This window comes from Koromonas humicola (assembly GCF_059726255.1).
This window is the reverse complement of the sequence record NZ_AP040873.1, coordinates 3231040-3257950: the sequence shown is the minus strand read 5'-3', so window position 1 is coordinate 3257950 and position 26911 is coordinate 3231040. Positions and strand designations below refer to the sequence as shown.

Below are 26911 nucleotides of genomic sequence, written 5' to 3'. Positions count from 1 at the left end.
ACCTTCCAACAGGCCTTGCCCACGCAACGCATGACACATCGCGCGAATGATGGCTATTTGTTTTAATTTCGCTGATTACAACACCTTTCATCGCCAGAGTCACTAGACGAGTATTGCTCGCAGCTATTGCAATCACGTTTCGCACAGTGATTCGGCGAGCGTTGTGAGTGTTGCGACGTTATCAAAAGCCGCTGAATTAGCAGTCCCCGCTCGTGATAGCCTTATTCAGTGCTTCTCCCGCATCGGTAGTTACTTTCGTTTTTCGCGAGATGGAGCTTTCAGCCTCGTATGGGTCGCATTCACGTTCTTTCCGAACATGTCGCAAACAAAATCGCCGCTGGCGAAGTCGTCGAGCGTCCTGCTTCCGTCGTCAAGGAATTGATCGAGAATTCTCTCGATGCCGGAGCCACCCGCGTTCGTGTGGACATCGAGGCAGGCGGGCGCAAACTCATCCAGGTCACCGACAATGGGTGCGGCATGATGCGCGATGACGCTTTGCTCGCTTTCGAGCGGCATGCCACCAGCAAGCTCAAGAACGACGAAGACCTGCTCACGATCGCCACGCTCGGATTTCGCGGAGAGGCCTTGCCGTCGATCGCATCCGTTAGTCGACTGCGTCTTGAGACCCGCGATGCAACAGAACCGAGCGGCTCCGTCGTGGAAATCGCCGGTGGTCGCATTTTGACCGTTGAGGAAGCGGGATTACCCGCAGGAACCTCCATCAGCATTCGCGATCTGTTCTTCAACACGCCTGCGCGTCGCAAATTTCTGAAGTCTGAGTCCACCGAGCTTTCGCACATAGCTTCGCTCGTCACGCATTACGCACTCGCCCACCCCGAGATGCATTGGGAATTGCATTCCACGACGAATGCCATACTCGTCGCACCTCCCGTGGCTACGCACTCCGAGCGCATCTATCAGGTCTTTGGCAAGGAGACGCTCGACGAACTGGTTCCAATTGCCGCGCAGATTCCGCTCGAGCGTGTCGGACTTCCCGAGCCTCCGCCGTGGCGTCGTGAGCCCGACTATGAGCCACCGACTCCGGGCGATGTTCGAGTGCACGGATTCATCAGCAAGCCGGAAGTGCAGAAGCTCAATCGCAACTCGATTTTCATCTTCGTCAACGGTCGCCTTATCCGCGACCGAGTCGTGATGCACGGCATTCTCGAGGGCTATCGCAACATCATTCCGCCCACTGTCTTTCCGGTCGTCCTGCTGTTTCTGGAAATGCCTTGTGGCGAGGTCGATGTGAACGTGCATCCTTCGAAGACCGAGGTTCGCTTCCGCCAGCAGACATTTGTGCACGACTTCGTGCGCGAAGCCGTGCGTTCAGCACTTATGGCAGCTCGTCCCGCTCCGGCGTTCGCTCCTGAAATCACCGCTGCTCCGTCCGCACGCGAAGCGTTAACTCCCGCGCTTCGCCCCGATGACGGTGCGGTACCCGTAGGCGATCCCTTGCAAGTTGCGCAGGCTGCGGTTCAGGATGGCGCATTCGCGCTCGTCTCCCAACCCTTGCCGCCGCGCAACGAACCTTTGCCGTTTACGGGATCGGTCGCCGTTCAGGGTAATGGCGCTGTGGGAGCGGCTCAAATGGCTCAGCAAAGCTTCGGCTCGCAGGGCGCCAGTCAGGAATCGCAAGAAGCCGTTCCCGAAACATCGTCCTCTTGTGCCTTGCCGCTTGATGGCATAGACGATCCCATGGATCTCTCAATGCTGGGCACGCTGAAGCCGCTCGGGCAAATCCGCGACTCGTTCATCCTGGCCATCAATCCTCAGGGACTCTGGATCATCGACCAGCACGTTGCGCACGAGCGCGTGCTGTTTGAGAAGATTCAGGCAGAGCGGGCGCAGCGCCATGTTGAGGCTCAACGATTGCTCATGCCCATTATTGTTGAGTTGAAACCCGCGCAGCAGGCCATTTTTGCCGACATTGCAGATGAGTTGCGGCGCAACGGCTTTGAGGCGGAACCCTTCGGTATTCGCACCATCGCCATTCAGTCGGCTCCGGCGGGCATCACTGCCGACGAAGTCTCGAACATGCTACAAGAGTTACTGGAGCAGTTTGAGCGCGAGGAGCAGGCGCTGAATCTCGAAAAGATCCGCACCCGTATCGCTGCCTCGATTGCCTGCCATGCCGCCATTAAAGTCAATATGCCCCTCGATACAACAAAAATGGAGTGGTTGCTGGGCGAGCTGGCAAAAACAAAGTATCCAATGAGCTGTCCTCACGGCAGACCGGTCGTGCTGCGGTATTCTGTTAAGGACATTCAAAAAGCCTTTAAGCGAATCTAAGCGACCTGCGCTCCTCAGTTTCGGTAAATCGCAGTCGCACCCCTCAGTAGGTAGGAATGATAGAGCAGGAATTGCGCGAGTTACGCGACGCCAAGTGGCGCACGAATGGCCAACCGATCCGGACGCAGGACGACGCGCGCGAATTTGTTGAAAGCGTCGGCTTTTGCCTGATGTATCCGCTGCGTCCGTCCGTGCTGGTACCAACCTTCATCGGAGCCTGGGCCGGCACAAACGAAAGCCTTCCGACATGGCAGCATGCCTTTGCCGATCCTCGGGCCAAGGACGCCACCGAAGTCATGGTGCGCACCCTGCGCCAGAAACATGCCTTCGAAGCGCCGTTGTTCGGAGACACGGATTTTCTGGTCTCCGCCTCGGTATTCCCTTATTTCTACGGTCTTGTAGGCGACCGCAACCCGCGCGCACCCATTAAGACCGGCACGCGTTCGGAATATTCGCCTCTCGCGGCTCATGTGTTTCAGGTTATTCAAAAGGAAGGCCCAATCACGAAGAATCGCATGCGCGAAATCCTTGGTGGCGAGCTTTCCGAGGCTGCCATTGATCGCGCTCTCAGCGAACTCTCCATGAAGCTGCGCATCACCCGTGTGGATTATCGCGCCGAGCAAGGTGCGTATTGGGACGTGTTGCTGCGCTGGTGTCCCGACGAAGTCCGCGAGGGCATGAATATGTCCATTGCAGAGGCGCTCACAGCATTGGTCTCCAAGTACATTGAGTGCGTCGTCGCGGCAGAACAGACGGAAGTAGAGGAGTTCTTCAGCCATTTCATCGGACGTGGCCGTGTGCGCGAGGCTGTCAACGCCCTCTTGGCAGCGCGAGAGTTTCAGTTCACTCACGTCGGAAGCCGCTCCATGTTGCACATCCCGCCGCCAAAGCCGACTGCGCCAGCTCCGCGGCCCCTTGTACGCCCGGGCCAGCCCATCGCGCGTCGCCCTATTCGCAGAAACGTACAGCCTACGGCCGCAAAGTCCTCGCCCAAGCCGGAAAGGCGTACCACCGAAATCCCCAATCCCCCGGATTCAAAAGAAGAATGAACGAAGAGAAATCAAAGCTCGTAATCGCGATTGATGGCCCAGCCGGAGCAGGCAAAAGCACCATTGCTTCCCGGCTTGCCAAGTCCCTCGGATATGTAAATCTCGAATCGGGTGCCATGTACCGCGCCCTGGCCTTAAAGTCGATCGAAGAAGGCGTTTCGGTTGGCGACGGAGCCGCCTTGCTCGCCTTGGCCAATCGCTCCACCATCGAGCTGCAGCCCACGCCGGAGGGTAATCGTGTGCTGCTCGATGGCCGTGATGTCTCCACCCGCATCCGCGAGCGCGATGTGACCGATGCTGCTTCCCGCCTCTCCACCCACCCCGAGGTTCGTGAGTGGATGGTTGCCCGCCAGCGCGACATGGGAGCCAACGGCGGAGTCATCATGGAAGGCCGTGACATTGGGACCGTCGTGTTTCCGAAAGCTGAAGTAAAGATCTACCTCGAAGCCGACCCCAGCGTTCGCGAACGCCGTCGGGTAACGCAAGCCAACGCGCAAGACGATCCGGCGAAGGCTGAGAAGCTGCGTCAGGACCTCCGTGAGCGTGACCGCCGCGACTCCACCCGAGCGACCGCTCCTCTTAAGCCTGCCGTGGACGCCGTCATTGTCGATTCCAGCTCACTCAATATCGAGCAGGTCATCGAGCGTGTCGAACAGATCGTGGCCGAAAGACTAAAGTAGTCACATCACCCGGAAAGCAGCCCAGAGTTGGCGTTTCTCCAGCTCTGGGTTTTTCTTTGCCTGCGTCTGCACTCGCATCCTGTGGATAACCTCCACGACCGTTGCAAACCACAACAGTTGTAGTGAAATCAATCGGTCCCTTTCCACCCCATCCTAAGTTATTGATTCTTCGAGCTCAGTTCCGCATCCGAAACCAGTGTCAACGCTTTTTCGTGTTGCGATTTGCAACAGAACTAAGGGAGAGCAATTCCTCTCCGCATTCGGCGTAAGCGACCTAAGCCAAGCAAATCCATACACTTACCTCCGGTTTGCTCAGATTGGCCATCAGACTGCATTTACTAGGGGCGTAACGCGGACGAGTCCACTGAAGAGTCGGGAGCCGCGAAAACTCAAACGAGAGCCCACAAGGGCGGAGGGATAAGAAAATGACAGTCATTCTGGTTCTGGCACTCTTCGTAACGTTCCTGGTCATCGAGCGCGTCATCGGCAAGAAAGCTCCGGAATACGTCCTTCAGACCGCGCCTCGCGCCGAAGCGGGCGATCGCAGGCCGCAGCCCATCATCGCCGGTTTCGAAGTTCCCGAGCACCTCCGCTTCCACCAGGGACATGCATGGGCACTTGGCGAGAGCCCCAATCTGGTTCGCGCCGGCATCGACGACTTCGCCGCCAAGCTTATCGGAAAGGCTGAGGACGTCACCCTGCCGCAGCGTGGTCAGTGGATCCGTCAGGGACAGAAGGTTTGGAGCTTCCGAGTCAACGGCGAACTGGTCGAGATGGTTTCCCCGATCGAAGGAACCGTGAGCGACGTCAACGACGAAGTGGTCCGTCACCCTGACACGCTGACCGCCGATCCTTATGGCAACGGCTGGTTGATGACTGTTCAGGCACCGGATGCTAAGACGAACTTCCGCAACCTGCTCAGCGGCAATATGGCTCGCAGCCTGATGGATGACAGCGCGAAGAAGCTTGCAAAGTACATCCCGACCAGCCACGGCAACCTGGCTCTGGCGCAGGACGGCGGTGTGGCGCACAACGAACTGTCCAAAGAGCTTCCGGCCGACAAGTACGTCGAGATCACCAAAGAGTTCTTCCTGGCCTGACCAGAAAGACGGCAGTGAGGCCCTAAAGCCTCACGAGCAACTCACCCCGGGGGACAACATCCTCCGGGGATTTTTATTGTCTTCAGTGACCAGAAGACATATGCGAAATCAACGTAAGTGCCACATAAATCGGGGATTTTGTCTCGTGACTCTAGTCACTCTGGAAAGTGATTCGAGTCACGGCTGAGCCGTCAAGAAACGACCAGACTATACGGTCCCCTGGAGTGCTCAAGAGGGTCGGATTCGAGACGTCGGGCCAGATTTAGAAGTAGCGTGGAGGCAGTTATGACGATGCTAGCTCACAGGCTCATGCGGCTCATCGAGACGCATTCAGAGGCTCTCGTCAGAAGGCTCGAAGGCAAGATCGCCAGCTCCGAGCGTTGTGAAGGATACAAGTGTGTCTCCCCGGCTGAATTCGAAATGCTGGTTGGAGGCGTTTACTCCCACCTCAGCGAGTGGCTATCAACCAGGACTGAGAAAGACATCGAGCGCCGCTACCAAATGGTAGGAATGCGTCGGGCCGAACAGGGCATTCCCGTCAGTCAGCTCCTATGGTGCATGGTGCTCGTGAAGGAAAATCTCTGGGAATACATTAAAGAGAACGAAGATCTCCAGACGACGGCTCAGATTTTTGGCGAACTTGAGCTGATCCAGATGGTTGATCAGTTTTTTGACAGGGCCATGTATTTCGCCGTACGTGGCCACGAGCGGATTACGCTCGACAATGAGGCGGGCATTAAGGCCGGCGATTAGCCGGCCATTCATTTGTAAGGGGAACGGCATTCGTGAGGAAGTTTTCAGGTATGGCATGGCAAGCCGACTACAACAATAAATTAACCACGGCCGCAGAAGCCGTACGCGCAATTGAGAGCGACATGCGCGTTTACGTACATGCAAATTCGGGTTTTCCGCTTGTATTGCTCGAGGCGTTGTCTCGCCGTGCGAGCCAGGTTCGCAACGTCGAGGTGATCCACCTCCTCGGATTTGGCGATCCTTCTTATAATCGGCCGGAGTTTGCCGGGAGCTTCCGTCATAATGCTTTGTTCATCGGGGCCAACATGCGCACGACTGTGCAGGATGGCCGCGCCGACTACATCCCCATACATTTGAGCGAGGTCGAGGGCCTCTTTACTGAGCATCGTATCGATGTTGATGTAGCTCTTGTGCACGTTTCGCCCCCTGACCGTCATGGATATTGCAGCTTGGGCGTCGCGGTCGAGACCACCTTGAATGCTTCGCGTTGCGCGCGAATTCGCATTGCGCAGGTCAACGACCGCATGCCGCGAACTTTCGGCAACACGGCGATGCACGTGAGTGAGTTCGATGCCATTGTCGAAGTCTCACAGGAACTGCCGGAGATCATCCCCGAGCCACCTACCGACGAACACAGGCTGATCGCCCGCAACGTCGCTTCGTTGATCGACGACGGAGCCTGCATTCAGGTCGGCATTGGCGGAATTCCCAATGCGATCCTGCCTTACCTGCGTGACCGCCGCGATCTCGGCGTGCACACCGAAACCCTCACCGAGAGCGCCATTCCGCTGATTGACAATGGCGTGATTACCGGTGCCCGAAAGCAGATCAACCCCAACAAGATCACCTTGGGATTCGCCCTCGGTACTCGTGAGTGGTACGAGTACGTGGACGACAATCCGATCTTCGACTTCGAGCCCAGCAGTTATTGCAACGATCCGTTCATCATTTCGCAAAATGAGAACGTCGTCGCCATCAACTCTGCCATCGAGGTCGATGTCACCGGACAGGTCGTAGCAGATTCCATTGGCAGCCGCTTTATCAGCGGGTTCGGAGGCCAACTGGATTTCATGCGAGGTGCCGCGCGCAGCCGCGGAGGCAAGCCGATCATTGCACTTGCCTCAACGGCAAAAGGCGGCGCAATCTCGCGCATTGTGCCACGCATTCATGATGGAGCAGGCGTGGTCACTACGCGAGCCGATGTGCACTATGTTGTGACTGAATATGGCATAGCTGAGCTGCACGGCAAGAACGTGCGACAGCGTGCCGAAGCGCTCATCGAGATTGCTCACCCCAAGTTCCGCGCCGAGCTTGCAGATCAGGTGCGGGAAATGGGTTGGGGGCCGCGAGCGCTTGCCCAAACGGCGAGGTGAACGATGCCCGAAGCAAAAGGGAAAGTCGTGGTGAACCAGGAGGAGTGCAAAGGCTGCGGCGTTTGCGCCGAAGCCTGTCCTCCGAAGTGCCTTGAGTTGAGCAAGGAGTTGAACCATTACGGGGTGCATCCAGCGCAGGTGAAGGCTGATCAATGCACGGGTTGTGGGATCTGCTACTTCGTTTGCCCAGAACCCGGCGCAATCACCGTTTACAAGCTCGTGATGCAACACAGCGAGGTACGCCATGCGGCAACTGTGTAAGGGAAACGTGGCAGTAGTGAAGGCAGCAATCATGGCGGGCTGCCGGTCTTATTACGGCTACCCCATCACTCCGGCAAGCGAAATTGCCGAGTACGCAGCACTCTTAATCCCGCAAGTGGGAGGGACTTTCTTACAAGCTGAGAGCGAAGTCTCGGCCATCAACATGGTTTACGGCGCGGCAGCCGCAGGCCAGCGCGTCATGACAGGTTCCAGCGGTCCTGGAATCAGCCTGATGCAGGAAGGCATGAGCTACCTCGCTGGCGCCGAACTTCCATGCGTCATCGTCGATGTCATGCGTGCAGGTCCGGGCCTCGGCAGCATTGCTCCCGAGCAGAGCGACTACTTTGCCATGACCAAGGGCGGCGGCCACGGATGCTATCGCAACATCGTGCTTGCTCCCTCGAGCGTGCAGGAAATGGCATCGCTCACCATGCTTGCCTTTGATCTGGCAGACAAGTACCGCAATCCCGCCGTAGTGTTGGCCGATGGCTGCATTGGGCAGATGATGGAGCCACTCGATCTCGAAATAACAGAGGCGGTTCCTCCTGAAAAGCCTTGGGCCGTGAAGGGCACGGCAGAAACTCGCAGCGGTCTTGTCTCTTCCATCCATCTCACGCCCGACCAGATGGAAGCGCACATCCGCCACCTCGAAGAGAAGTACAAAGTCTGCGAGCGTGACGAGTGCCGCTGGGAAACCTACCGCGCCGAAGATGCAGAGGTGCTTCTCGTTGGTTACGGAATCGTATCGCGTGTGCTGCGTTCCGCTGTCGATCTTGCTCGCCAGCAGGGAATCAAGGCCGGAGCATTCCGTCCCATCACGTTGTGGCCTTTCCCGTCCAAAGCATTGCAGGAGACGGCGAAATCTGCCCGTAACGTCATGGTTGTCGAGCTATCGACCGGACAAATGGTCGAAGACGTTAAGCTCGCACTCAATGGAAGCAAACCAGTAGAGTTCCTCGGTCGAGTGGGTGGCCATATTCCGTCGGCAGAAGAGTGTCTAACGGAGTTGTTCACGCACACGGAAGTGTTGGTATAGGGGGCCGCGATGAGTGAATACAAAGTTTCGCAGTCCAAGTCGCCGGTGTTCTTCGAAAGCTACGAGCGCAAGGATGAAAACCAGCACCAGACGCACTATTGTCCTGGCTGCGGTCACGGCGTAGCTCACAAACTCATAGCCGAAGCCATCGAAGAATTGGGCACACAGGATCGGACCATTATTGTCAGTCCGGTGGGCTGCTCAGTGTTTGCCTACTATTACTTCGATACCGGAAACGTGCAGGCCGCGCATGGTCGCGCGCCCGCCGTCGCTACGGCCGTCAAGCGCTCGAATCCCGAGTCGATGGTCATCAGTTATCAGGGAGACGGCGACCTTGCCGCCATCGGTACGGCCGAAATTGTTCATGCCGCAAACCGTGGTGAAAACATCACCGTCATCTTCATGAATAACTCCATCTATGGCATGACCGGCGGCCAAATGGCTCCGACCACGCTGATCGGCCAAACCAGCACGACCACTCCGTGGGGACGTCGCCCAAACAACGACGGTTTCCCAATTAAGATGGCCGAATTGCTCTCGACACTCGAAGCACCTGCTTACATCGAGCGCGTCGCCATCACCGATGCGAAGCACGTCCTGCAGACTCGCAAGGCCATCAAGAAAGCCCTCGACCTGCAAAAGCAGGGAGCAGGATTCAGCATGGTCGAGATCCTCTCGCCCTGTCCGACGATCCTCAAAATGGAGCCCACGGCAGCGCGTCACTGGGTCTCCGAAGTGCTCATGAAACAGTTCCCGCTCGGAGTTTTCCGCGACCGCAAGCCGGAGTTCGTCCCCGTTCCTGTGCCGCAGAAATCCGTGGCTGAACTTTTCGGCACAAGGGGCAAGTCCGCGACAGAAGCTGAACGCAAATCGCATCGCCAGCACACCCGTCCCACGTCCGTGAAGGTCGCAGGATTCGGCGGCCAGGGCGTTCTGCTTCTCGGTCAGTTAATCGCCGAAATGGGCATGCGCGAGCAGATGGAAGTAAGCTGGCTCCCGAGCTACGGTCCCGAAATGCGCTCTGGCAGCGCTCACTGCCACGTAACGCTTTCGCACCAGCGCATCGGAACGCCCGTAATCACGCATCCTGAAGTCCTGGTTGCGATGAACGAGCCTTCACTGCGCAAGTTCGGACCGCAGGTAAAGCCGGGCGGAGTCCTGCTCTACAACGGGCATGCGCTTCCCGAAGACCTGAAGTTCGAAGGCGTAAACGTCACCTGCATCCCAGCCAATGAAATGGCCGACCAGATCGGTTCTCCCAAGGTCGCCAACATGGTCATGCTCGGAGCCTTCCTTGAATCCACTGATTGCCTGCCATTTGCCACAGCCCAAAAGGTACTCAGTGAGCTTGTGAAGAATCCGAAACTGTCCGAGATGAATGAAAGCGCGCTGGAAGCAGGCAAGAACTACCTCGACACCGAAGTCCTGGTCGGAGCTGTAGCCGGTCCGGATGGATGTGGCGAGTAATCACGTGACTCACAGCATAACCCTGCCACCCCGCAGGGTTATGCATGGAGTGTCGAACGAGGTGGAGTCGAAAAACATCCGCTGAAGTACCATTTCCGCGTCGGGATTGTTCACGACTTGCCCTGTTATCATTCGTAAACTTATGGAAACAGGTACAGAACGCGAACTCAGCATAGGAACCTGCGATCGCTGTAATCAAGAGTTCGGGTACTGGTTGCTGCACTGCGGTTTTGGCGATTGCGTGTACGGCTATTGCGATCACTGCGGCACGACTGCCGTACTCTCAGCTTGGGACAAGCGAATGCCTCTGCTACCCGATTGCCCAGGCCAACAAGAAATGTGTTCAAACCTGGAACGATACCTCCTACCTTGCAGTTGCGGCGGGAGATTCAAGAGGGGTGCTAAGCCACGCTGTCCTAACTGCAATCAGATGTTGTCAGCGGATGCAGCAACCGCATACATTGAGGCGAATGCTCCGGGGACAAAGAAGGGCTGGCAATGGCAGAGAAACTGGAGCGGCATCTACGCGATTGTTGTCGCGAATCGATGGGTCGAAGATAACTTCATTGAGTGAATGAGTAATCGCGGGCGGGCGCCCCAGAGTTGGTTTTGTTCCAGCTCTGGGTTTGCGTCGAATGAGCAGCATCTGACGGCAGGGCGGTGTCCCTCACTCCAGCAACTGCCCACACTCTGGAATCGATCGGCGGATAGATAACTCTGGGGCACCTGTCCGAGTTTGCTGAGACAAATCGCATTGTGTACAACGAAACGGCCAAAGCCCTTATGCGAGTGAAACTCACCTTTGTTGAGGGAGATCTTCGCGGCAAAGACTTGAGTACGCGAGAAGAGATTCTGCACGGCGAATCCGCAAAAAGCGCAACGCGGCATCACGTCGCTAGGCTCATCGCCCGCTTCCACCCTGAGCTTCGACACGCTGGCGGCGTGTGGCTTCTGGATTCGTCTGAAACTAGCTACAGGTGGTATGTAAAGACCGACAAGCTAGGGCCGAACCGATGGTTGACCGTCTATGCCGACCCAATTCCCGACGCTGCTGAACAGGAATAGTTAGTGCGAAACGCCTGCGCAGGACCGAGTCCTTTCTTGGGATGAGCGTGGCTTGCCCTGTTTGCGACAACTAACTCGAACTCATGCAAGGACGCTTCGGCTTCCGTCTGGAGAGAAGTCTGCGCTCTTTGGGCGGCGTCCAGCACGGCGGTGCACATGCCAGTTCGAAAAAAGTATCGGCAGTTGCTTCAAGACCTCGTTTCTTCATGGCGAGGAAACACCCCAATAGCGGTCCATAGATCATCGATTCGACTCCGCTAACTTCAATCACAACGCAATCAGTTGCGCTCCCCATTGCTTTCCACCGGCCATTGGACTAACCAGACACATTGCTGTGCAGGCAGTTCGCGTGCCAAAAAACGCCGATGGAAGTCTTTGCTTTTCTTTTCGATACGATCGGGACGCCTGCGCTCCCGGCGTAAATATTGCCCTGAAAAGCAACATTTACAGAGTAGCGGGATCAAGCGGCGGGTGCCCCAGGTTCACGTCCTGCTTTTGGACGTTAACCTGGGAGAGTAGAACCTTCGCAGCAACACCGGGTGGGAATTTAGATCAGCGCGTCCAGCGCCGCCGTTCCATGCACGACCGATGCAATCCGCACCGCCGCTAGAATCAGTTCCTCGGAAATGCCTTTGTCGAGCAGAACCTTCTCATGCGAACTAACGCACTTGCCGCATCCATTGATGGCCGACACCACCAGGGACCACAACTCGAAATCCGCATGATCCGCTCCGTGAGTGCGCATGATGTTCATCCGCAACCGCGCGGGCATCGTCGCATACTTTTCGTTGTCGCTCAGGTGTTGGAAGCGGTAGTAAATGTTGTTCATGCCCATGATCGCCGCAGCGCCCTTTGCGGCCGTGATCGTCTCGGGTGAGACATGAGATGCGGCTTCCGCTTCCACCGCCGCCAGCAGCTTCGGGTTTCGCGCCGCGACCGCTGCGGCCACAAACGATCCCCACTTCTGGTTTTCGTTCAGTTCCGAGGCGTTCACCAGCGAAGACCAGTTCAGGCGCAGGTCCTTGGCGTAATCAGGCAGGCTTTCCAGTAACGTTTCGATCAGTTCAGCTTCTTGCGTAATCAAGCAATCTCTCCGGTTCTTATGAATGACTTCAGATAGGAATGGGCGCGACCGTGGCCGCGCCCACCGCAATTCGACCGTGTCTTAGACGTGCAGAACTTCTTCACCCTTCTGCCAACCGCAGGGGCAGAGCTCGTCGGTCTGCAGCGCATCCAGCACGCGCAACACTTCCTTCGGTTCGCGTCCCACAGACAGATCGGTGACATACACAAAGCGGATGATGCCGTTCGGATCCACGATGTAGGCCGCACGCTGTGCAACACCGGCTTCCGGATCGAGAATGCCGAGCTGCGAGGTCAGGTCGCGCTTCAGGTCCGACAGCATCGGGAAGGGCAGGTTCTTCAGATCCTCGTGATTCTTGCGCCACGCGAGGTGTACAAATTCCGAGTCGATCGAGCCGCCCAGCAACTGCGCTTCGCGATCCTTGAACTCCTTGTCGTGCTTGCCAAATCCGGCGATTTCAGTAGGACATACGAAAGTAAAATCCTTGGGCCAGAAGAAGTAAACCTTCCACATGCCGACATAGCTTTCGTCGGTAATCGTGCTGAATTCCTTGCCCTTTTCCGTGCTGACGACTGCGTTAAGCGAATAATTAGGGAACTTTTCTCCAACTCCTAGCATAAGCAGGGATCTCCTTTATCGTTTGAAAATGTTTGTTTTGGAATCGGCTTACGTGTCAGGCTTGCGGAGCGGATTTGTTATTCTCCGCACAGTGTCTGCATAAGCCGCGGATTTCCATCGAGATCTTCTCGACCTGGAAACCATGTGGAACCGAGTCCATCAGCGGAGCCTCGTCGATTTGCGTATGAACAAGGTCCGTGATGCTATGACACTCAAGACAAATGAAGTGATGATGCCGTTGTGCGTTTGGCTCAACCCGAAGCGAACCATGATGCGGGCTCACTTGCTGGATAATCCCCGCCTCCAGAAACGTGTGCAGCGTCTTGTAAACAGTTGCAAGCGAAATGGAAGGAAGTTCAGTTCGTACACGATCGAAAATCTGTTCCGGACTCGGATGGTCCGTCATCTGCATCAGTGCCCGGTGCAGTACCAGACGCTGATGCGTGACCGCTAATTGCTTTTCGCGGCAGATTTCCTTGAAATTCACTTCGGGGGGATTTCCCATGTCCAGGATCATAGCAGATGAGAGTAGCTATTGTTTAAGAATAATTATCGTTTTAGAAAAATTCTCCAGAAAGGTTCCAAATGACACCGAAGAAACAGGTCTTCAGCAAGGTGAAGGCCGTAAAAGATGCCGCACGAGAAACCGTTGGCACGCCCAAGACCACGCGCGCGATTCCCGACGCAAAAACGAAACAGCAGTCGCGCGCAACGAAGCACAAGAAGCCACTTCAGAATTTGTTGGAGGAGTCAGACCGTGATTAACGATTGGGAGCGATTTGAGCTGCAATGGCCGAGTGACCTTCGAGGAAGTCTCGGCCCACTCGCAACCCATGAAACCAATGGTCGGGCGCACTCACGGCCAATGTCAACCCGAGCACTGCATGTATCACCGCGACCACATAGAGGTTTCGCTTGCGCAGATAAATAAACGTGAACGCCACCCCGGCGAAGAACGTCACCAGCGTCAAACTAATGTTCGGCAAGTGCGCAACCGAGAACACCACTCCCGACAGCAGCAGCGAGGTCACTCGCGACACCAACGCCCTCAGCATCCGCACACAGAAGCATTGCAGCATGAACTCCTGTATGAATGCCCAGATGGCATAGGCTGCCATCGCGTACCACGGGTGTTCCAGTCCCCACAACGGATGCAGCGATCCTGTGAAGAATGCTGTCGCCAGTATCAGCAACGCCAGCGCGAAGGTTGCACCGAGCAGCCATGATTCCCGCACAAGTCCTCGCCAATCCAGCCCGAGTGTGCGGCTATTGCTCGCCGCCCTCCAGAGTTGCCATGTGATGTAGGTGAGTGCTCCGACTCCGAAGAGCAGTCCAAAACGCAGTGGAGCCCAGAGTGCTATTTCCATCAGCGCGATGGGAAACAGCAGCCGCAGCGCAACTCCAAACCTATCTCCCGATACCAGTTCCGCGGCCCTCCGTGTAGCCTGTCCCACCCCAATGCTCATTGGTGGATTGATGCCGCTAAACTATCGAAAGATGTCGTACCGCGGCCGCGGAGCGTCGAACCAACTGCGCAGAAACTCTGGTACGTGCGCGTTCAGCAACTACCTTTGCAATTGCGCCAACTCCGTTGCAACATCGCCAGCCTTCCATTGGTTCCCCGCATAGAAGTCTGCGATCTTTCCATCGGCATCGATCAGCGTGGTGCGAAGGTCATGAATGATCTGGCCATTCTGGTTCTCGTAGGACAGTCCGAAATACTGCGCGGCCTTCCGAATGTCTTCCTGCTTGCCTGTTGCAAAGGTCCAATGCTTCAGTTCCGGATCGATGTTTGCGGCATAGTTTTTTCCATACTGCTCGAGAACCTTCGGCTGGTCGACTTCAGGATCGATGCTGATCGAGAGCATCTGCAGCTTCGCAAACGCCTGCGGATTCTTCTTCAGCGACTCAGCAATTTCAGCGAAGTTGTTGCTCATGCGAATGCAGTAATCCGGCAGAGGGCAGCGCGAATAAATGAACGTGACCAGTAGCGGTTCTCCCCGGAACTGCGCGAGGTGAATCTTCCGTCCCTGCTGATCGATGAACTGGAAATCCGGAACCGGCTCACCCTTTTGTGGAAGGTGCATCGGAGAGGTGCTTGAAGTGTCAGCTGTCCCGCGTCCTTGAGTGATCGACACATTTTCGAGATACGAGTCGTCGCCCACCACGAGTGTCGCCTGCACCGTGTCACCCGGGTGCGCCACATTGAAGACCCATTCATCCTTCACGCGAAAGCCCATCGTCATGGCTTTCATATACCCGGGTACTTCGTGATGATTGAGCGTCAGGGTATGCGCTTTGGCATCAACGGCCACCACTCGCCCCTCAATCGGAAAACGCCGCTCCGGGCCCGCTGATTTGTGGCTTTTGCAGCCGCCCAGGCACATCAGCAGAACACAAACAAGAAGTCTTACGCGCAACGGTGCATCCTCCGGGAACAGTGTAGCTGTAGAAATGATTACCGGCTCAGAAACTTGAACTGACCGGTGTTTCACAACACAAACTGGAACTCCTGGTGTTTCATTACACAACTGGAACTAGCGCGGGTGCCCCACCTTCGACGCGCGTTTCTGCGCGGCTAAGGTGGGAAAGCAAACGCCCATATCTGCACCAACGAGCCGCCCTAGTGCTTCATGACACAAACTGGAACTCGCGCCAGCCCTGGTCGCTTCGCCACATACAGCATTGCCGCAAAATCATACCCGTACTGATCGGGCCAGAGCACTATTCCGTGCTGCGGAAAAAGGGTTAGTTCGATTGGCCCACGCGCATGAAGATAGAGCGCATCCCCCGCGCACTTCGCTCGCGAGAAGTGCGCAGTTACCGCATCTTTTCCAAGCTCTTTGTAGACCTGCGTTCTCGGAATGGAGATCGGAAACGCCTCTTGAATCTCAGTGACTACGCCCGCCCGATCCACCCGCACCGAAAGGTCGCCTTTGTGGTCGCCACGTCCGCGATACACCAGTTCGTCGCCTCTTGCGTCGTGGTTCGTCGCGTCCGGATTCCCCATCACTCGCACCACATCGCCTCGCTTTGCGCGTCCCAGCTGCAATCCGCGAAACGTGGCCGCCGTCCAATGTGGAGTCGCCGCAAAAAGCGAAGCCGCCAGCACAATCATGCTGGCAGCTAGTTTTACGATCTGCGCGATGCGAGTCGATCTAAACTTTCTCATATCTCATTTGCGGCGATTGCAGTCCGCTTTCAGTCGCAGCCTCGCTGCGCCAGGCCCAAGCCATGCGCGGCGTGTTGTGTGCGATTCCGATCCGTCCTTTGCGGTCCAGCAGAATGATCCCGCCATGTCCATTCAGCCGCCGATGCAGATACTCGATTGCCTCGGGAGCAACCTTCGCAGGCTCGCTCTCCGTGGTGACGCGATCCGCGGCCCATTTGGCGAATACCAGCTTCATCATTGGCTCGCCCCATCCGGTCGTTGAAGCAGCAGCGGTTTCATTGTCGGCGTAGCACCCGCAGCCGATGAGTGAAGAGTCACCCACTCGTCCCGGAGCTTTATTCAGCGTGCCGCCAGTCGAGGTCGCGGCAGCAATATTCCCGTGGACATCCAGTGCGACAGCCCCAACCGTATCATGCGAATCCATGCCCCCGGCGAACTCCGCTGGCACACTCAAATAGCGCTGCTCGGCGGCATTCTTCCAGCGTTCCACCTCACGTGGTAGCACCAACTCCTCGTTTTCGATCAGCGGAATTCCGTTTTCGCTGGCGAAGCGCTCCGCCCCCTCGGCAACAAAGTAGATGTGCGGACTCTTCTCCAGCACCACACGTGCCGCTCGCACCGGGTTGCGCAGACGCTCGACACATCCGACACCACCAGCCTTAAGGCTGGCACCGTCCATGATGAGCGCATCGAGTTGGACCTTCCCATCGCGATTCAGGAAGGCTCCTCGTCCGGCGTCAAATGTTTCGTTGTCTTCCAGCACTGCCACGGCTTCTTCCACCGCGTCCAGCGACGAAGCCCCACGCTGCAACGCTTTCCATCCGGCGGCAGCGGCCTTTTCTACGCCCTCCTGGTGTGCCCGGCAGGCCTCGTCGGGGATGGCCCATGCGCCACCGTGTACAAGAATGATGGGAGACAACGACAAGAATCACCTCGGAATTTGAACGCTACAGAATACCACCCGTCCCAATCGGACTTACGCAACCGGAACGGCAAAGAAAAGTCCGGCTCGAAGCCGGACCATTCGCAGAATTACTGAACCTCTTACGACACAGAAGCCGTTACGCTAGAGGCGGCTTGCCGAAGAGTCGCCTGCTGGTACGTGTACCGGATGCGGTGTATCACCGTGATCGTCGAGAGCACAGCCAGCACCCAGAGGACCGGAGCCATATGATTCGTCAGCGCCCCAATTATCACAAGCACGATTCGTTCCGGCCGCTCCATGAAACCGACCTTGCATTTTGGAATCAGCGACTCTGCCCGGGCACGCGTGTAGCTCACCATGACCGAGGTGGTCATCACGAACGCCACCAGCACCACGTAGAAGAAGCGGTTCGCGCGAGCGTAATAAACCAGCAGACCAAAGAAGATCGCCACATCCGAGTAGCGATCGATCACGGAGTCGAAAAATGCACCAAAAACGGTTACCTGGTTGGTCGCACGCGCTACGCGTCCGTCGACCATATCAAAGATGCCTGCCCCGATGATCACCAGTCCTGCATATACGAAACGGCGCGGCTGGTTATTGTCTGAGCTGGCGAATCCGAAGAACAGCGCCGCAGCTACGTTGATGACCAGTCCTACAAAGGTCAGAACGTTAGGTGATATGCGGGCGAGCGCGAGCCCGTCCACTATCTTGTAAAGCACAACTCCGCAGTACTTCCCAACGGCGCTGGTCCAGGTCATGCTTGGATTCCCGATCCGTTCTCGGCATCGTGCATCGTGGTCAGCTTCAGGATTTCCAATTCACGAGTTCCGCCGGGGGTGACGACCGTGGTCACATCTCCCTCTTTCTTTCCCATCAGTGCGCGGCCAATGGGCGATGTCGTCGACACCATTCCCTTGGTGACGTCACTTTCCTCACTGGTAACCAGCTTGTAGACGATCTCTTCGTCCTTCGTGGAATCGAATACCACTAAGGTTGATCCCAGCGCAGCCCTGTCCCGGGGAATGTTGGACAGGTTCATGAGGGAGAGTTCCGCCATCCGCTTCTTCATCATTCCCAGGCGGGCACGGACGAACTCCTGCCGCTGCTTTGCCATGTGGTACTCGGCATTTTCGGAGAGATCACCGAGCGCAACGGCTCTCTTTAGTTCGGCTGGAAGTTCATGATTCAATTCATGTTCCAGTACGTCGATCTCTTCCTGGAGCTTCTTCTTTACGTTTTCAGACATTTCCGATCAAAACCCTTTGGATACGGCTCACTACCCATGAGAGGGAGTACAAGCACCAATTATAACTCGCCTTATCCGGCCTAGGACAGGGCGCAGGCATTTGCTCGATTGACCCTCTCTCTATGCGCAACGTATAATGACCAAGGTAACCTGCCCGGCACCCCCGGGTCCTTGCATGAGCACAACACAATTTACTGTCGGCGAGAAGGTAGTCTACCCAAACCACGGGGTAGGTGTAATTGAGCAGATATCCAGCCGCACGATCGGTAATTCGGTCGAGCGCTTTTACCTGCTTCGCATTCGCTCCAGTAGTCTCAAGGTCATGGTCCCGTTCCAAAACGCCGAGGCTGTAGGGCTCCGCCGAGTGGTAAAAAACTCGGAAGCCCAGAAGATTCTCGAGTTTCTGGCCGACGGGAAATGCGAAAGCAGCTCCGATTGGAAGAACCGTTTTAAGGAAAATTCGGACAAGATGCGAACCGGCTCCCTGCTCGAAGTAGCAATGGTGTTGAAAGGATTGCTGGTTCTGGCAGCTCAGAAGCCGCTCAGCTTCAGGGAAAAGAAGATGCTTGAGCGCGCCCGTTTCCTTCTCATCAGTGAGATGGCAATGGCACGCGGTCTTGAAGAAGAGGAAGTCGAAGAGGAACTCCGAAAGGCACTGTGCAAGTGCAAGCTCCGCTGGCCGGAGGCCGCGACGATCGAAGTCTAGTGCCGCACTTTGTCCTGCAGCGCAGCCTGAGGGCTGCGCGAATTTGTTTCTACTCGCCTAGCCAGGCTCCCCACGAACGCAAGTTTTCGACGTGATCGAAGATGATCTTTACTGCTGCCGTCAACGGAACAGCCAGGATCAACCCCATCGCTCCCCATAGCCAGCCCCAGAAGAGCAAAGCCAAGGTCACAGCCAGAGGATTCAGTTGCAAACGCCGCCCAATGATTTTGGGGTAGAGCACATTCAGGGCGACAAGGTGACTGATACCAACCACGGCGGCGATAGCCATAAAGTGCCGCAAAGTCATCGAGTTAAGACTCACGACCACCGGCGGAAAGATCGCCAGCACAATCCCAAAGTAGGGAAGGAGGCTCACAATGCCGCTGACGATTCCGATCACGTAAAAGTACGGTACTCCAAGGATCCAGAACGCGATTGTGCTCGTGATGCCGAGGATGATGCCGATCACGACGTTCCCTACGATGAATCCGCGGATCATCTGGGAAATCAGTCCCAAGGTCACATAAGCCGTGTTTCTGTTTTCAAGACTGAAAAGCATCACTGTCGATGATCGGACGTGGTCCTGCCAACTCAGCATGAAGAACACGAGAAACGGCACAAAGGCTGCCATCAGTACGATCTCGGAAACGTTGACCGCGCCCGAGGTAAGATCGTCCACCCAGTTATGGGTCTGTCTTACATTGACCGTTCCTTTTTCCGGCTTCTCGTCAGGCATCACCGTCCGGGTTGTCTGCCTTACGCGCTCTGCTCGCTGCCTTATCTGGTTCAGCACCCCGCGAATCCGCCCTGAGTATTTCGGTAGCTCCGACATAAAGTCGTCTGCCTGGCTGTAGGTCACGTAAAAGGTGCCATACAGGGCCGCGCACATGATCAGCACTGCCACCAACGCCCCAAATGCACGTGGCAGGTGCATTCTCTGGCAGAGTTCCACGATCGGGGCAAGCATAAACGCAATCAGGATTGACGAGAGCGTGAGGATCAGGACGACTTTGGCCAGGTACATCAAGGTCAGCACGCCGCCTACGGCCAACACCGCCAACGAAGTACTCTGGATACGGGCATGCCGAAGTCTTTCGGCATCGGTCAGCGTGGACATTTTTGTGGAGGTTTCGAGCGCCGGAACCAACTCCTCAATTTTTCCGGTGGTTTCCTCTGTTAGCCCGCCCTTTACGCGCTCCATTTGTCCCTCTCCCGCCATTGTTTATGCTGGATGGCTTCCAGCATACCTACTCGAACTATACTTGCCTTGTGCCCCACAACGAAAACCAAAACCCGCACGGTCGTGTTATGGCCCTTGATGTTGGTTCCAGAACCATTGGTCTGGCCGTAACCGACCTGCTGGGCATCACCGCCCAAGGATTAGAAACCATACGGCGCAAGAATAAGCGTACCGATCTTGCTGCGCTCCAGGAAGTCATCCGCAAGTATGACGTGGTGGAGCTCGTTGTGGGACTGCCTCTCCGCATGAGCGGAGCCGAGGGTCGCCAGTCGGAAAAGATGCGGGAATTCGTATCCGTGCTTGAGCAGCATATCGATCTTCCCATCCACCTGTGGGACGAGCGGCTTACCTCGGTTGAGGCCAATCGCGTCCTGCGCGAAACCGATATGTCCATCAAGAAACGCGCTGCGGTTGTGGATCAACTTGCTGCCGTCCTAATTCTTCAGAATTGGATGGAAGCCCGGCATCATACGTTGGAGCCCGAGGAGTGAGTCTTACTTTTTCCCGTCCTCAGGGGTATGCCTGTCCTCGCAGGCGACCCAGTGGTGCTATGCTGGGCCTTACTCACTCCTGAAATGACAACGCTGCTTCGCAATGAGTCGGTGGAAGCTCCGCCCGTGGATCGTACACGGACGGTTCATCGCGTCATTTTTGGACTCGCAATTGTTGCGGCAGCCATGTTCGGAACCCTTGCCGGGCTGCTGTTCGTCTACTCCACCGATCTTCCCCAGGTCACCGACCTGGAACGCTATCGTCCCAGCTCAATCACCGAGCTCTACGACCAGAAGGGGAACGTAATCGGCAGCTTCGCCCTGCAGCGCCGTGTCATTGCCCACTACGAGGACTATCCCAAGGTCCTGCGTGACGCCGTCATTTCCATCGAAGACAAGGATTTTGAGCGCCACTGGGGAATCGACCTCTGGCGTATCTTGGGTGCAGCATATCGTGATGTCTCGAGCGGATCTCGCGCGCAGGGAGCCTCAACCCTGACGATGCAACTCTCGCGCAACCTGTTCCTCACCCCCGATCGCAAGTTCGGGCGCAAGGTTCAGGAAATCATGATGGCCATCCAGATCGAGCGGCGCTTTACGAAGGATCAGATCTTCACGCTCTATGCCAACCAGATATTCCTCGGCCACGGCGTGTATGGATTCGAGGCTGGCTCCGAGTTTTATTTCAGTAAGCCCGCGAAAGAGCTGACCATCGAAGAAGCGGCCCTGCTCGCCGGACTGCCCAAGGGCCCCAGCGCCTATTCGCCGATCAACAATCCCGAAAAGGCTTTGCGCCGCCGCAACCTTGTCATCAACAACATGATGGAGGATGGCCGTATCAGCGCGCAGCAGGCGCAGGAAGCCAAGAGTCGTCCTATAGCGCTGCACCTTCAGTCCGATCCCAACAGCTTCGCGCCCTACTTTGTCGAAGACACCCGCCGCTATCTCGAAAAGAAGTTTGGCACCGATCAGGTCCACGAAGGCGGCCTGCGCGTTTACACCTCGCTCGACATGGAACTCCAGAAGGTCGCCAATCGCGCCGTGCTCGATGGCCTTGCAACCTATGAGCGTCGTCACGGATGGAAAGGTCACGTGCGCAACGTCATTGCTGCCGGTGAAGATCCACTGACCTACGATCATCCCGATTGGAACCATCGTCCCGAGCCTGGCAGCTATTTTCACGCGCTGGTCGTCAACACCACGCAGCAGATAGCCGAAGTCAAGATTGGTAAGTATCGCGGTCTGATTCGTCCTGCCGACATGGCCTGGACCAGCCATCACTCGCCCAACGAAATCCTCTCCATCGGCGATGTCATTTACGTCCGCGTCACCGCCGTCCAGCCAGACAATAAGCTGGAGCTAGCTCTTGAGCAGGATTCCGGCGCGCAGGCCGCGCTCGTTGCCATCGACAACAACACCGGCGAAATTCGTGCCATGGTTGGCGGCCGCGACTTCGATGAATCGAAGTTCAATCGCGCCACTCAAGCTTTCCGCCAGACAGGATCGTCGTTCAAGCCTTACGTCTTCTCCGCTGCGGTTGAGCAGGGAGCGATGCCTGATGACACGATCCTCGACTCGCCGATCAGTTTCCCCGGCGCCAACGGCACATGGTCGCCTCACAACTACGATGGGAAGTACGAGGGAGCGATTTCTCTCCGTCGCGCGCTGGCCGATTCGCGCAACATCCCTGCCATACGTCTCGCGCAGCGCGTAGGCATCAAGACCGTCATCGACTACGTTCACAAGTTCGGAATCACTTCCGACATTCAGCCGTTCCTGCCCGTGGCGCTTGGCTCCGCCGAAGTCACGTTGCTTGAACACACCGCCGCGTACTCGACCTTCCCCAACGATGGCGTACGTCTCGCTCCACACTCCATTCGCAAAGTCACCGACTATGACGGACACATCATGGAGCAGAATTTCGCAGATGTGCGAGACGTCATCAGTGCTCACTCCGCCCGCGTCATGGTCGAGCTGCTGCAGGGAGTCGTACAACACGGCACAGGCTTTGCGGCCAGCAAACTGAATCACCCACTCGGAGGCAAGACCGGCACTACCAACGATTTCACTGACGCATGGTTCGTTGGTTTCTCTCCTTCGATCACCTGCGGTGTATGGGTGGGCTACGACGAGAAGAAGACGTTAGGCAACAAGGAAACCGGTGCTCAGGCCGCCCTGCCCATCTGGATCGAGGTCATGAAAGTGGCCATAGCCGAGAAGCCCAATGAGCAGTTCCCCGAGCCTCCGCCCGAAGTGATGGCCGGACGCAAGCAGAAGCTTGCGAACGCGTCAGGGGACCCAGAGTCGCACTGATCCTATCCTGCTGATTTCGTTTACCAAAGCCTTTCTGAAGCGTGATCTTCATAGCTTCGGTGGGCGTTGCCACGACCTACACGGCTCTCAGCCTATATACTGTAGGTTCACTAATGGGAGCACGCCTTCTTCGCAATGGAAAGAATCCGCCTGACGCTTGCCCTCAGTATCCTGTCCCTTTGCACCACGACGGGTTGCCTTTTCCGCTCTCACCACGTGGAGCCCATTCGCTCGTCAGTCCCTTTGAAAACTGCGACCCAGCAGGAACTCATTGCTGAAGTGGAGCAACTGGCTTCCAGCGTCCGCACGATGAATGCGACCGTGGATATCGACACCACTGTCGGCGGCGAAAAGAAGGGCAAGGTTGTCGAATACCAGCAGATTCGTGGGTACATTCTCGCTGAGAAGCCAGCCATGCTGCGGATGATTGGACTGCTTCCCATCGTGCGCACCAAGGCGTTTGACATGGTCAGCGATGGCGCGCAATTTAAGCTCTCAATCCCGCCGAAGAATCGCTTCATCACCGGCCAGAACCAGGTCACCAAGATCAGCAACAATCCGTTGGAGAACCTGCGTCCACAAGTGATCTACGACGCGCTGCTGCTGCCTCATATTGATACCAAAACCGAGATCTCTGTCCTCGAGCAGGGCGAGCAGCCGGTCAAGGATGAGAAGACTCATCGACAGGTGAAGCAGCCGAACTATCACATCGTGGTGATTCGTCGCGGCCCGCAAAACAATTGGACGTTGTATCGCAAGATCTATTTCAATCGCGCCGACCTGCAGCCCTACCGTCAGACGATTTATGACGACAACGGAGCCGTGGCCACCGATGTCACCTACTTCAATGTGCAGGACTATGACGGTGTTAAATATCCATCACTGATCGAGATACAACGACCGCAGGAGGAGTACAGCATCACCCTCAAGATGGTGAAGCTCACTCTGAATCAGCCGCTGAAGTCCGAGCAGTTCCAGCTGGATATGCCGCCGGGAGCAACCGTCACCGCACTCAAATAGAAGTACGAGTGCCCGGGTGCCCCACCTTCGGAGCGCGTTCGTGCGCGGCTAAGGTGGGAAAGCAAAATGTCCATGGCTACACCAACCCTGAACCCGCCTAGCCGATTCGGGGTCGTCTGAAAGTCACTTAGGACGCCACACCCGGTTCCTGTAAACTGTTTGTACGCGCATGGAAAACAATTCCCCTACCTCCGGCGAACGCGGGACGCCGACGGATTCCGCTGAAGCCCGCAGCTACAATCGGCTTCTCCGCCGTCTCGGTCTGGCTGACCTCGCGCTTGGAATTGCCCTTATGGGGGTAGTGCTTGCCTTTGACTGGACCAGCGATTTCCGCAACTTCGCAGTTCGCATTGCTGGCGACAACCATGTGTTCTCGGTCTTCGTCTACACGACGATTCTGTTGCTGCTGGCCAAGTTCATCAGCGTTGGATTGGACTACTACAGCTTTCTGATTGAGCACCGCTTTCACCTCAGCAATCAACGACTGCGCGGCTGGCTATGGGATCAGTTCAAGGCCTTCATGCTCAGCTTCGTGATCAGCCAGGTGCTCGTCCAACTCATCTACTTCCTCATCCGCCTGCAGCCGCAATGGTGGTGGGTAATAGCGTGGGCACTGTTCATGGTGTTGACCGTGCTGATGGCTCAGATCGCTCCTGTGCTGCTGTTCCCAATCTTCTTCCGCTTTCACGCGCTTGAGGATGAAGAACTCACGGCTCGCCTCACGCGCCTGAGCGAAAAAGCTGGAACCAAAGTGCGAGGGGTTTACGAGTGGATGCTTTCGGAAAAGACACGGAAGGCGAATGCCGCTCTGATGGGACTTGGCCACACACGCCGCATCGTCATCTCCGACACCCTGCTTGCTTCCTGCGATCACGATGAGATCGAAGCTGTCCTCGCGCACGAGCTAGGTCACCACGTACATCGCCACATGTTCAAGGGAATTGCCGTGCAGGCCGTGATCTCGTTCTTTGGCTTCTGGTGCCTGAAGCTCGCGATCCGCTGGGCATGGCTTGATTGGGATCGCCACTACGCCCAAATCGACTTTGCCAATCTGCCGCTGATGATTCTTGTCGCCACAGCGATCTCTGTAGTGCTTATGCCCGTGATGAACGCCTACTCGCGATTCAACGAGCGCCAGGCCGATCTCTACGCATGGAAGTCAATCGCCTCGATCAAGCCTTTCTGCTCCGCGATGGAAAAGCTCGCGGCTCAGAATCTCGCCGAGCGCGAACCTTCTCGCTGGATCGAAGTTCTATTCCATTCGCACCCATCCATCGGACGCCGCACCAAGGCCGCTCTCGCCTGGGCCGCCGCACGCCGATAATGAATCGGCCACACGATACAATCTTGTTGTGAGCACCTCATCCACCCAGGTTCCGACTGAATCGCAACAGTTCACGCTGCGACAGCGCATTGCGTTGTGGTTTATCTCTTGGCTCGGATACCTGCTCATCTCGCTCATCGGCTGCACACTGCGCTATGAGTTCTCTGCTGAACCGGGCGGTGAAGTGACCGATGGCAACCCACCTCCGTTTGTGATCGGACCTTTTTGGCATCGTTGCGTAATTCCTGCAACGTGGTGCTTCCGCAGTCGCGGTATGGCCGTCATCACCAGCCTCAGCTTCGATGGCGAATATATCGCGCGCATCATCGAGAAGTTCGGTTTTGTTGCGGTGCGCGGCTCGAGTTCGCGTGGCGGCTCTGCCGCTCTGCTCGGCATGAATCGCGCTCTCGCCGATGGACGTATTGCGGCCTTCACCATCGACGGACCTCGCGGCCCGCGTTACAAAGCGAAGTTCGGTCCCGTGAAGTTGGCCCACATGAGCGGCGCTCCGATCCTCTGCTTCTATGTCGCTTGCCAGCGCCCATGGATACTGAAATCGTGGGACGCCATGATGATTCCGCGTCCGTTCTCGCGTGTACATGTGCGTTGGGCAAAGATGATCTATGTACCGCAGGATGCCACTCGCGAACAGATGGACGACTGTTACCGCCAAATGCAGGAAGCACTCGAGCGCACGCGACACGATGCCGTAGCCGCCCTCGGCAAAGACGCTAGCTAACTTCGAGAATCCCGCGCCGTCGAGTGCAGAATGAGCATTCCATCACCTTGAAAACAAGCACGGCGGTTGGTACTTAGCACTTATCTGTCAGCGCCAATCAGCGCCAGTATCCAGTGCTGATCTATCTCCATCGAGTGTCGCCGCATCTTTCATAGGTATGGAAGATAGTGAACCCTCAATTGTCATAGTCCCCGCGAATGTCGGAGATCGCCTTGTTTATTGCTTACATTGCCAGAACTGTGAATGGTCGGCGTGGACGCCTCGTTTCGAAGTGGCCGCATCAGCATCTCAAGCACACCACTATGTTCACGATCAGAATCAACCGTTGACACGGGCGGCGTAGCCGCCCCGCAGTAAGCAGGGGCACGTGCGACGCCGTGCCCCGGATTTCTAAGCTGCCTTCGGCATCTCCCCGCTCTCTTGGATGAGCGAGTTTGGTGCATCTAGATGCGCGGCGTCATCTACTCCCACTCCGAGTCGATCCACCAGTTCTCCGCCGAGCCAGGCAGTCACCAGCGCCAGAAGAGTTCCGGCAACAGAGAAACTAAGAGCGCTAGGTCCGGGGTTTTCTGGACGCCGCCTGCGTGCAAACCAGCTGGCCGCGAACAATCCCGTCACCACCGCATTGCCAAGTCCGTGCAGTAGCCCAACGTTCTTCGCCCGCGTTCCCATAGGAATCGCCAGAAAATCAATGACTCCCGGCACCGCAGCGGTTGCTCCAGTAATCAGCCCTGCGCCGAGCATGTATTGGCTGGCCTCGTGCCAGCGTTCGTTGTCTGTGGCTTTGCCGATGCCGTCAAATACCGTAGCTGTTCCCAATAGTCCTAAAGGGAAGGCAATCAGCATTTGGTGAAGCGGATGTCCGAGAAATTTCGCATGGCTTTCCATATCTCGAATCGAGATGGACCCGGGCCCTCGAAGGTTGTGCCCGAATGCGGAGCTGTGGAGTTAACT

General features: G+C 56.6%; 29 protein-coding genes. 18 read left to right on the top strand and 11 right to left on the bottom strand.

Annotated features, from left to right (window positions below):
- The first annotated feature begins 288 nt into the window (after positions 1–288).
- The 11 genes from mutL (at position 289) to AC6IZD_RS14170 (ending at position 11076) form a co-directional block, all read left to right on the top strand.
- Complete coding sequence (gene mutL / locus AC6IZD_RS14220; protein ID WP_497783975.1) at positions 289–2292, top strand: DNA mismatch repair endonuclease MutL; 2004 nt, start codon at positions 289–291, stop codon at positions 2290–2292.
- 56 nt (positions 2293–2348) lie between these two features.
- The gene (locus tag AC6IZD_RS14215) at positions 2349–3341 is read left to right on the top strand and encodes an AlkZ-related protein (RefSeq protein WP_497783974.1); all 993 of its coding nucleotides are present in this window, start codon (positions 2349–2351) and stop codon (positions 3339–3341) included.
- Positions 3338–4021 (top strand): (d)CMP kinase, encoded by a 684-nt coding sequence (cmk, locus tag AC6IZD_RS14210; RefSeq protein ID WP_497783973.1) that lies wholly within the window; start codon positions 3338–3340, stop codon positions 4019–4021. Before AC6IZD_RS14215 ends, cmk begins: the two co-directional genes overlap by 4 nt.
- 425 nt (positions 4022–4446) lie before the next feature.
- Positions 4447–5121: a glycine cleavage system protein H gene (locus AC6IZD_RS14205; protein ID WP_497783972.1), complete on the top strand. Its 675-nt coding sequence runs from the start codon at positions 4447–4449 to the stop codon at positions 5119–5121.
- Between the two features lie 285 nt (positions 5122–5406).
- The gene (locus tag AC6IZD_RS14200; protein WP_497783971.1) at positions 5407–5874 is read left to right on the top strand and encodes an RsbRD N-terminal domain-containing protein; all 468 of its coding nucleotides are present in this window, start codon (positions 5407–5409) and stop codon (positions 5872–5874) included.
- A gap of 50 nt (positions 5875–5924) precedes the next feature.
- Positions 5925–7247, top strand: a complete 1323-nt coding sequence (locus tag AC6IZD_RS14195) for an acetyl-CoA hydrolase/transferase family protein (RefSeq protein WP_497783970.1) — start codon at positions 5925–5927, stop codon at positions 7245–7247.
- 3 nt (positions 7248–7250) lie between these two features.
- Positions 7251–7508 carry a 4Fe-4S dicluster domain-containing protein gene (locus AC6IZD_RS14190; RefSeq protein ID WP_497783969.1) on the top strand — a complete coding sequence of 86 codons (258 nt, stop codon included), beginning with the start codon at positions 7251–7253 and terminating at the stop codon, positions 7506–7508.
- Positions 7492–8544 carry a 3-methyl-2-oxobutanoate dehydrogenase subunit VorB gene (locus AC6IZD_RS14185; protein ID WP_497783968.1) on the top strand — a complete coding sequence of 351 codons (1053 nt, stop codon included), beginning with the start codon at positions 7492–7494 and terminating at the stop codon, positions 8542–8544. The genes AC6IZD_RS14190 and AC6IZD_RS14185 overlap by 17 nt, the downstream gene beginning before the upstream one ends.
- A 9-nt stretch (positions 8545–8553) precedes the next feature.
- Entirely contained in the window at positions 8554–10011 is a 1458-nt protein-coding gene (locus AC6IZD_RS14180) for a 2-oxoacid:acceptor oxidoreductase family protein (RefSeq protein ID WP_497783967.1), read from the top strand.
- Positions 10012–10153: 142 nt separating this feature from the next.
- Positions 10154–10585 (top strand): hypothetical protein, encoded by a 432-nt coding sequence (locus AC6IZD_RS14175; RefSeq protein ID WP_497783966.1) that lies wholly within the window; start codon positions 10154–10156, stop codon positions 10583–10585.
- 182 nt (positions 10586–10767) lie between these two features.
- Entirely contained in the window at positions 10768–11076 is a 309-nt protein-coding gene (locus AC6IZD_RS14170; RefSeq protein ID WP_497783965.1) for a hypothetical protein, read from the top strand.
- A gap of 547 nt (positions 11077–11623) precedes the next feature.
- Here AC6IZD_RS14170 and ahpD read toward each other — a convergent pair.
- The 3 genes from ahpD to AC6IZD_RS14155 form a co-directional block, all read right to left on the bottom strand.
- On the bottom strand, positions 11624–12160 hold the full coding sequence (ahpD, locus tag AC6IZD_RS14165) for an alkylhydroperoxidase, AhpD family (protein ID WP_497783964.1): 537 nt from the start codon (positions 12158–12160) through the stop codon (positions 11624–11626).
- Between the two features lie 81 nt (positions 12161–12241).
- A complete protein-coding gene (locus AC6IZD_RS14160) occupies positions 12242–12778 on the bottom strand; it encodes a peroxiredoxin (RefSeq protein ID WP_497783963.1) in 537 nt (178 codons plus the stop codon).
- 55 nt (positions 12779–12833) lie between these two features.
- Complete coding sequence (locus tag AC6IZD_RS14155; protein WP_497783962.1) at positions 12834–13265, bottom strand: Fur family transcriptional regulator; 432 nt, start codon at positions 13263–13265, stop codon at positions 12834–12836.
- A 98-nt stretch (positions 13266–13363) separates the two neighbouring features.
- On the opposite strand from AC6IZD_RS14155, the gene AC6IZD_RS14150 reads away from it, so the two are divergent.
- The gene (locus tag AC6IZD_RS14150) at positions 13364–13543 is read left to right on the top strand and encodes a hypothetical protein (protein WP_497783961.1); all 180 of its coding nucleotides are present in this window, start codon (positions 13364–13366) and stop codon (positions 13541–13543) included.
- On the opposite strand, the gene AC6IZD_RS14145 is transcribed toward AC6IZD_RS14150, so the two are convergent.
- The 6 genes from AC6IZD_RS14145 to AC6IZD_RS14120 form a co-directional block, all read right to left on the bottom strand.
- Positions 13540–14244, bottom strand: coding sequence for a CPBP family intramembrane glutamic endopeptidase (locus AC6IZD_RS14145; RefSeq protein ID WP_497783960.1), 705 nt, complete (start codon positions 14242–14244; stop codon positions 13540–13542). The two genes, AC6IZD_RS14150 and AC6IZD_RS14145, sit on opposite strands and share 4 nt — an antisense overlap.
- A gap of 99 nt (positions 14245–14343) precedes the next feature.
- Positions 14344–15165, bottom strand: coding sequence for an SCO family protein (locus AC6IZD_RS14140; protein WP_497787588.1), 822 nt, complete (start codon positions 15163–15165; stop codon positions 14344–14346).
- A 236-nt stretch (positions 15166–15401) separates the two neighbouring features.
- Positions 15402–15950, bottom strand: coding sequence for a hypothetical protein (locus AC6IZD_RS14135; protein ID WP_497783959.1), 549 nt, complete (start codon positions 15948–15950; stop codon positions 15402–15404).
- Entirely contained in the window at positions 15937–16875 is a 939-nt protein-coding gene (locus AC6IZD_RS14130) for an isoaspartyl peptidase/L-asparaginase (protein ID WP_497783958.1), read from the bottom strand. Before AC6IZD_RS14130 ends, AC6IZD_RS14135 begins: the two co-directional genes overlap by 14 nt.
- A 119-nt stretch (positions 16876–16994) precedes the next feature.
- Positions 16995–17636: a CDP-alcohol phosphatidyltransferase family protein gene (locus AC6IZD_RS14125; RefSeq protein ID WP_497783957.1), complete on the bottom strand. Its 642-nt coding sequence runs from the start codon at positions 17634–17636 to the stop codon at positions 16995–16997.
- Positions 17633–18124: a GreA/GreB family elongation factor gene (locus AC6IZD_RS14120; protein ID WP_497783956.1), complete on the bottom strand. Its 492-nt coding sequence runs from the start codon at positions 18122–18124 to the stop codon at positions 17633–17635. Before AC6IZD_RS14120 ends, AC6IZD_RS14125 begins: the two co-directional genes overlap by 4 nt.
- A gap of 175 nt (positions 18125–18299) precedes the next feature.
- On the opposite strand from AC6IZD_RS14120, the gene AC6IZD_RS14115 reads away from it, so the two are divergent.
- Positions 18300–18830, top strand: coding sequence for a CarD family transcriptional regulator (locus AC6IZD_RS14115; RefSeq protein WP_497783955.1), 531 nt, complete (start codon positions 18300–18302; stop codon positions 18828–18830).
- A gap of 49 nt (positions 18831–18879) precedes the next feature.
- Here the strand turns inward: AC6IZD_RS14115 and AC6IZD_RS14110 are convergent, their stop codons facing one another.
- Positions 18880–20031 carry an AI-2E family transporter gene (locus AC6IZD_RS14110; RefSeq protein ID WP_497783954.1) on the bottom strand — a complete coding sequence of 384 codons (1152 nt, stop codon included), beginning with the start codon at positions 20029–20031 and terminating at the stop codon, positions 18880–18882.
- Between the two features lie 107 nt (positions 20032–20138).
- Here AC6IZD_RS14110 and ruvX point away from each other — a divergent pair, with 107 nt between their 5' ends.
- From ruvX to AC6IZD_RS14085, 5 genes are all read left to right on the top strand, one after another.
- Positions 20139–20561, top strand: a complete 423-nt coding sequence (gene ruvX / locus AC6IZD_RS14105; RefSeq protein WP_497783953.1) for a Holliday junction resolvase RuvX — start codon at positions 20139–20141, stop codon at positions 20559–20561.
- Between the two features lie 27 nt (positions 20562–20588).
- Positions 20589–22874 carry a penicillin-binding protein 1A gene (locus AC6IZD_RS14100; RefSeq protein ID WP_497783952.1) on the top strand — a complete coding sequence of 762 codons (2286 nt, stop codon included), beginning with the start codon at positions 20589–20591 and terminating at the stop codon, positions 22872–22874.
- A gap of 135 nt (positions 22875–23009) precedes the next feature.
- On the top strand, positions 23010–23894 hold the full coding sequence (locus tag AC6IZD_RS14095; protein ID WP_497783951.1) for a LolA family protein: 885 nt from the start codon (positions 23010–23012) through the stop codon (positions 23892–23894).
- 169 nt (positions 23895–24063) lie between these two features.
- Positions 24064–25218 carry a M48 family metallopeptidase gene (locus tag AC6IZD_RS14090; RefSeq protein WP_497783950.1) on the top strand — a complete coding sequence of 385 codons (1155 nt, stop codon included), beginning with the start codon at positions 24064–24066 and terminating at the stop codon, positions 25216–25218.
- Between the two features lie 28 nt (positions 25219–25246).
- On the top strand, positions 25247–25957 hold the full coding sequence (locus tag AC6IZD_RS14085) for a lysophospholipid acyltransferase family protein (RefSeq protein ID WP_497783949.1): 711 nt from the start codon (positions 25247–25249) through the stop codon (positions 25955–25957).
- Between the two features lie 390 nt (positions 25958–26347).
- Here AC6IZD_RS14085 and AC6IZD_RS14080 read toward each other — a convergent pair whose 3' ends face one another.
- Entirely contained in the window at positions 26348–26845 is a 498-nt protein-coding gene (locus AC6IZD_RS14080) for a DUF2231 domain-containing protein (protein ID WP_497783948.1), read from the bottom strand.
- Between the last annotated feature and the right edge of the window lie 66 nt (positions 26846–26911).

Coding starts and splice junctions, on each gene's coding strand:
- mutL (WP_497783975.1), top strand. CDS start 289: ATGGGTCGCATTCACGTTCTTTCCGAACATGTCGCAAACAAAATCGCC.
- AC6IZD_RS14215 (WP_497783974.1), top strand. CDS start 2,349: ATGATAGAGCAGGAATTGCGCGAGTTACGCGACGCCAAGTGGCGCACG.
- cmk (WP_497783973.1), top strand. CDS start 3,338: ATGAACGAAGAGAAATCAAAGCTCGTAATCGCGATTGATGGCCCAGCC.
- AC6IZD_RS14205 (WP_497783972.1), top strand. CDS start 4,447: ATGACAGTCATTCTGGTTCTGGCACTCTTCGTAACGTTCCTGGTCATC.
- AC6IZD_RS14200 (WP_497783971.1), top strand. CDS start 5,407: ATGACGATGCTAGCTCACAGGCTCATGCGGCTCATCGAGACGCATTCA.
- AC6IZD_RS14195 (WP_497783970.1), top strand. CDS start 5,925: ATGGCATGGCAAGCCGACTACAACAATAAATTAACCACGGCCGCAGAA.
- AC6IZD_RS14190 (WP_497783969.1), top strand. CDS start 7,251: ATGCCCGAAGCAAAAGGGAAAGTCGTGGTGAACCAGGAGGAGTGCAAA.
- AC6IZD_RS14185 (WP_497783968.1), top strand. CDS start 7,492: ATGCGGCAACTGTGTAAGGGAAACGTGGCAGTAGTGAAGGCAGCAATC.
- AC6IZD_RS14180 (WP_497783967.1), top strand. CDS start 8,554: ATGAGTGAATACAAAGTTTCGCAGTCCAAGTCGCCGGTGTTCTTCGAA.
- AC6IZD_RS14175 (WP_497783966.1), top strand. CDS start 10,154: ATGGAAACAGGTACAGAACGCGAACTCAGCATAGGAACCTGCGATCGC.
- AC6IZD_RS14160 (WP_497783963.1), bottom strand. CDS start 12,778: ATGCTAGGAGTTGGAGAAAAGTTCCCTAATTATTCGCTTAACGCAGTC.
- AC6IZD_RS14150 (WP_497783961.1), top strand. CDS start 13,364: ATGACACCGAAGAAACAGGTCTTCAGCAAGGTGAAGGCCGTAAAAGAT.
- AC6IZD_RS14145 (WP_497783960.1), bottom strand. CDS start 14,244: ATGAGCATTGGGGTGGGACAGGCTACACGGAGGGCCGCGGAACTGGTA.
- AC6IZD_RS14140 (WP_497787588.1), bottom strand. CDS start 15,165: ATGTGCCTGGGCGGCTGCAAAAGCCACAAATCAGCGGGCCCGGAGCGG.
- AC6IZD_RS14135 (WP_497783959.1), bottom strand. CDS start 15,950: ATGAGAAAGTTTAGATCGACTCGCATCGCGCAGATCGTAAAACTAGCT.
- AC6IZD_RS14125 (WP_497783957.1), bottom strand. CDS start 17,636: ATGACCTGGACCAGCGCCGTTGGGAAGTACTGCGGAGTTGTGCTTTAC.
- AC6IZD_RS14120 (WP_497783956.1), bottom strand. CDS start 18,124: ATGTCTGAAAACGTAAAGAAGAAGCTCCAGGAAGAGATCGACGTACTG.
- AC6IZD_RS14115 (WP_497783955.1), top strand. CDS start 18,300: ATGAGCACAACACAATTTACTGTCGGCGAGAAGGTAGTCTACCCAAAC.
- AC6IZD_RS14110 (WP_497783954.1), bottom strand. CDS start 20,031: ATGGAGCGCGTAAAGGGCGGGCTAACAGAGGAAACCACCGGAAAAATT.
- ruvX (WP_497783953.1), top strand. CDS start 20,139: ATGGCCCTTGATGTTGGTTCCAGAACCATTGGTCTGGCCGTAACCGAC.
- AC6IZD_RS14100 (WP_497783952.1), top strand. CDS start 20,589: ATGCCTGTCCTCGCAGGCGACCCAGTGGTGCTATGCTGGGCCTTACTC.
- AC6IZD_RS14095 (WP_497783951.1), top strand. CDS start 23,010: ATGGAAAGAATCCGCCTGACGCTTGCCCTCAGTATCCTGTCCCTTTGC.
- AC6IZD_RS14090 (WP_497783950.1), top strand. CDS start 24,064: ATGGAAAACAATTCCCCTACCTCCGGCGAACGCGGGACGCCGACGGAT.
- AC6IZD_RS14080 (WP_497783948.1), bottom strand. CDS start 26,845: ATGGAAAGCCATGCGAAATTTCTCGGACATCCGCTTCACCAAATGCTG.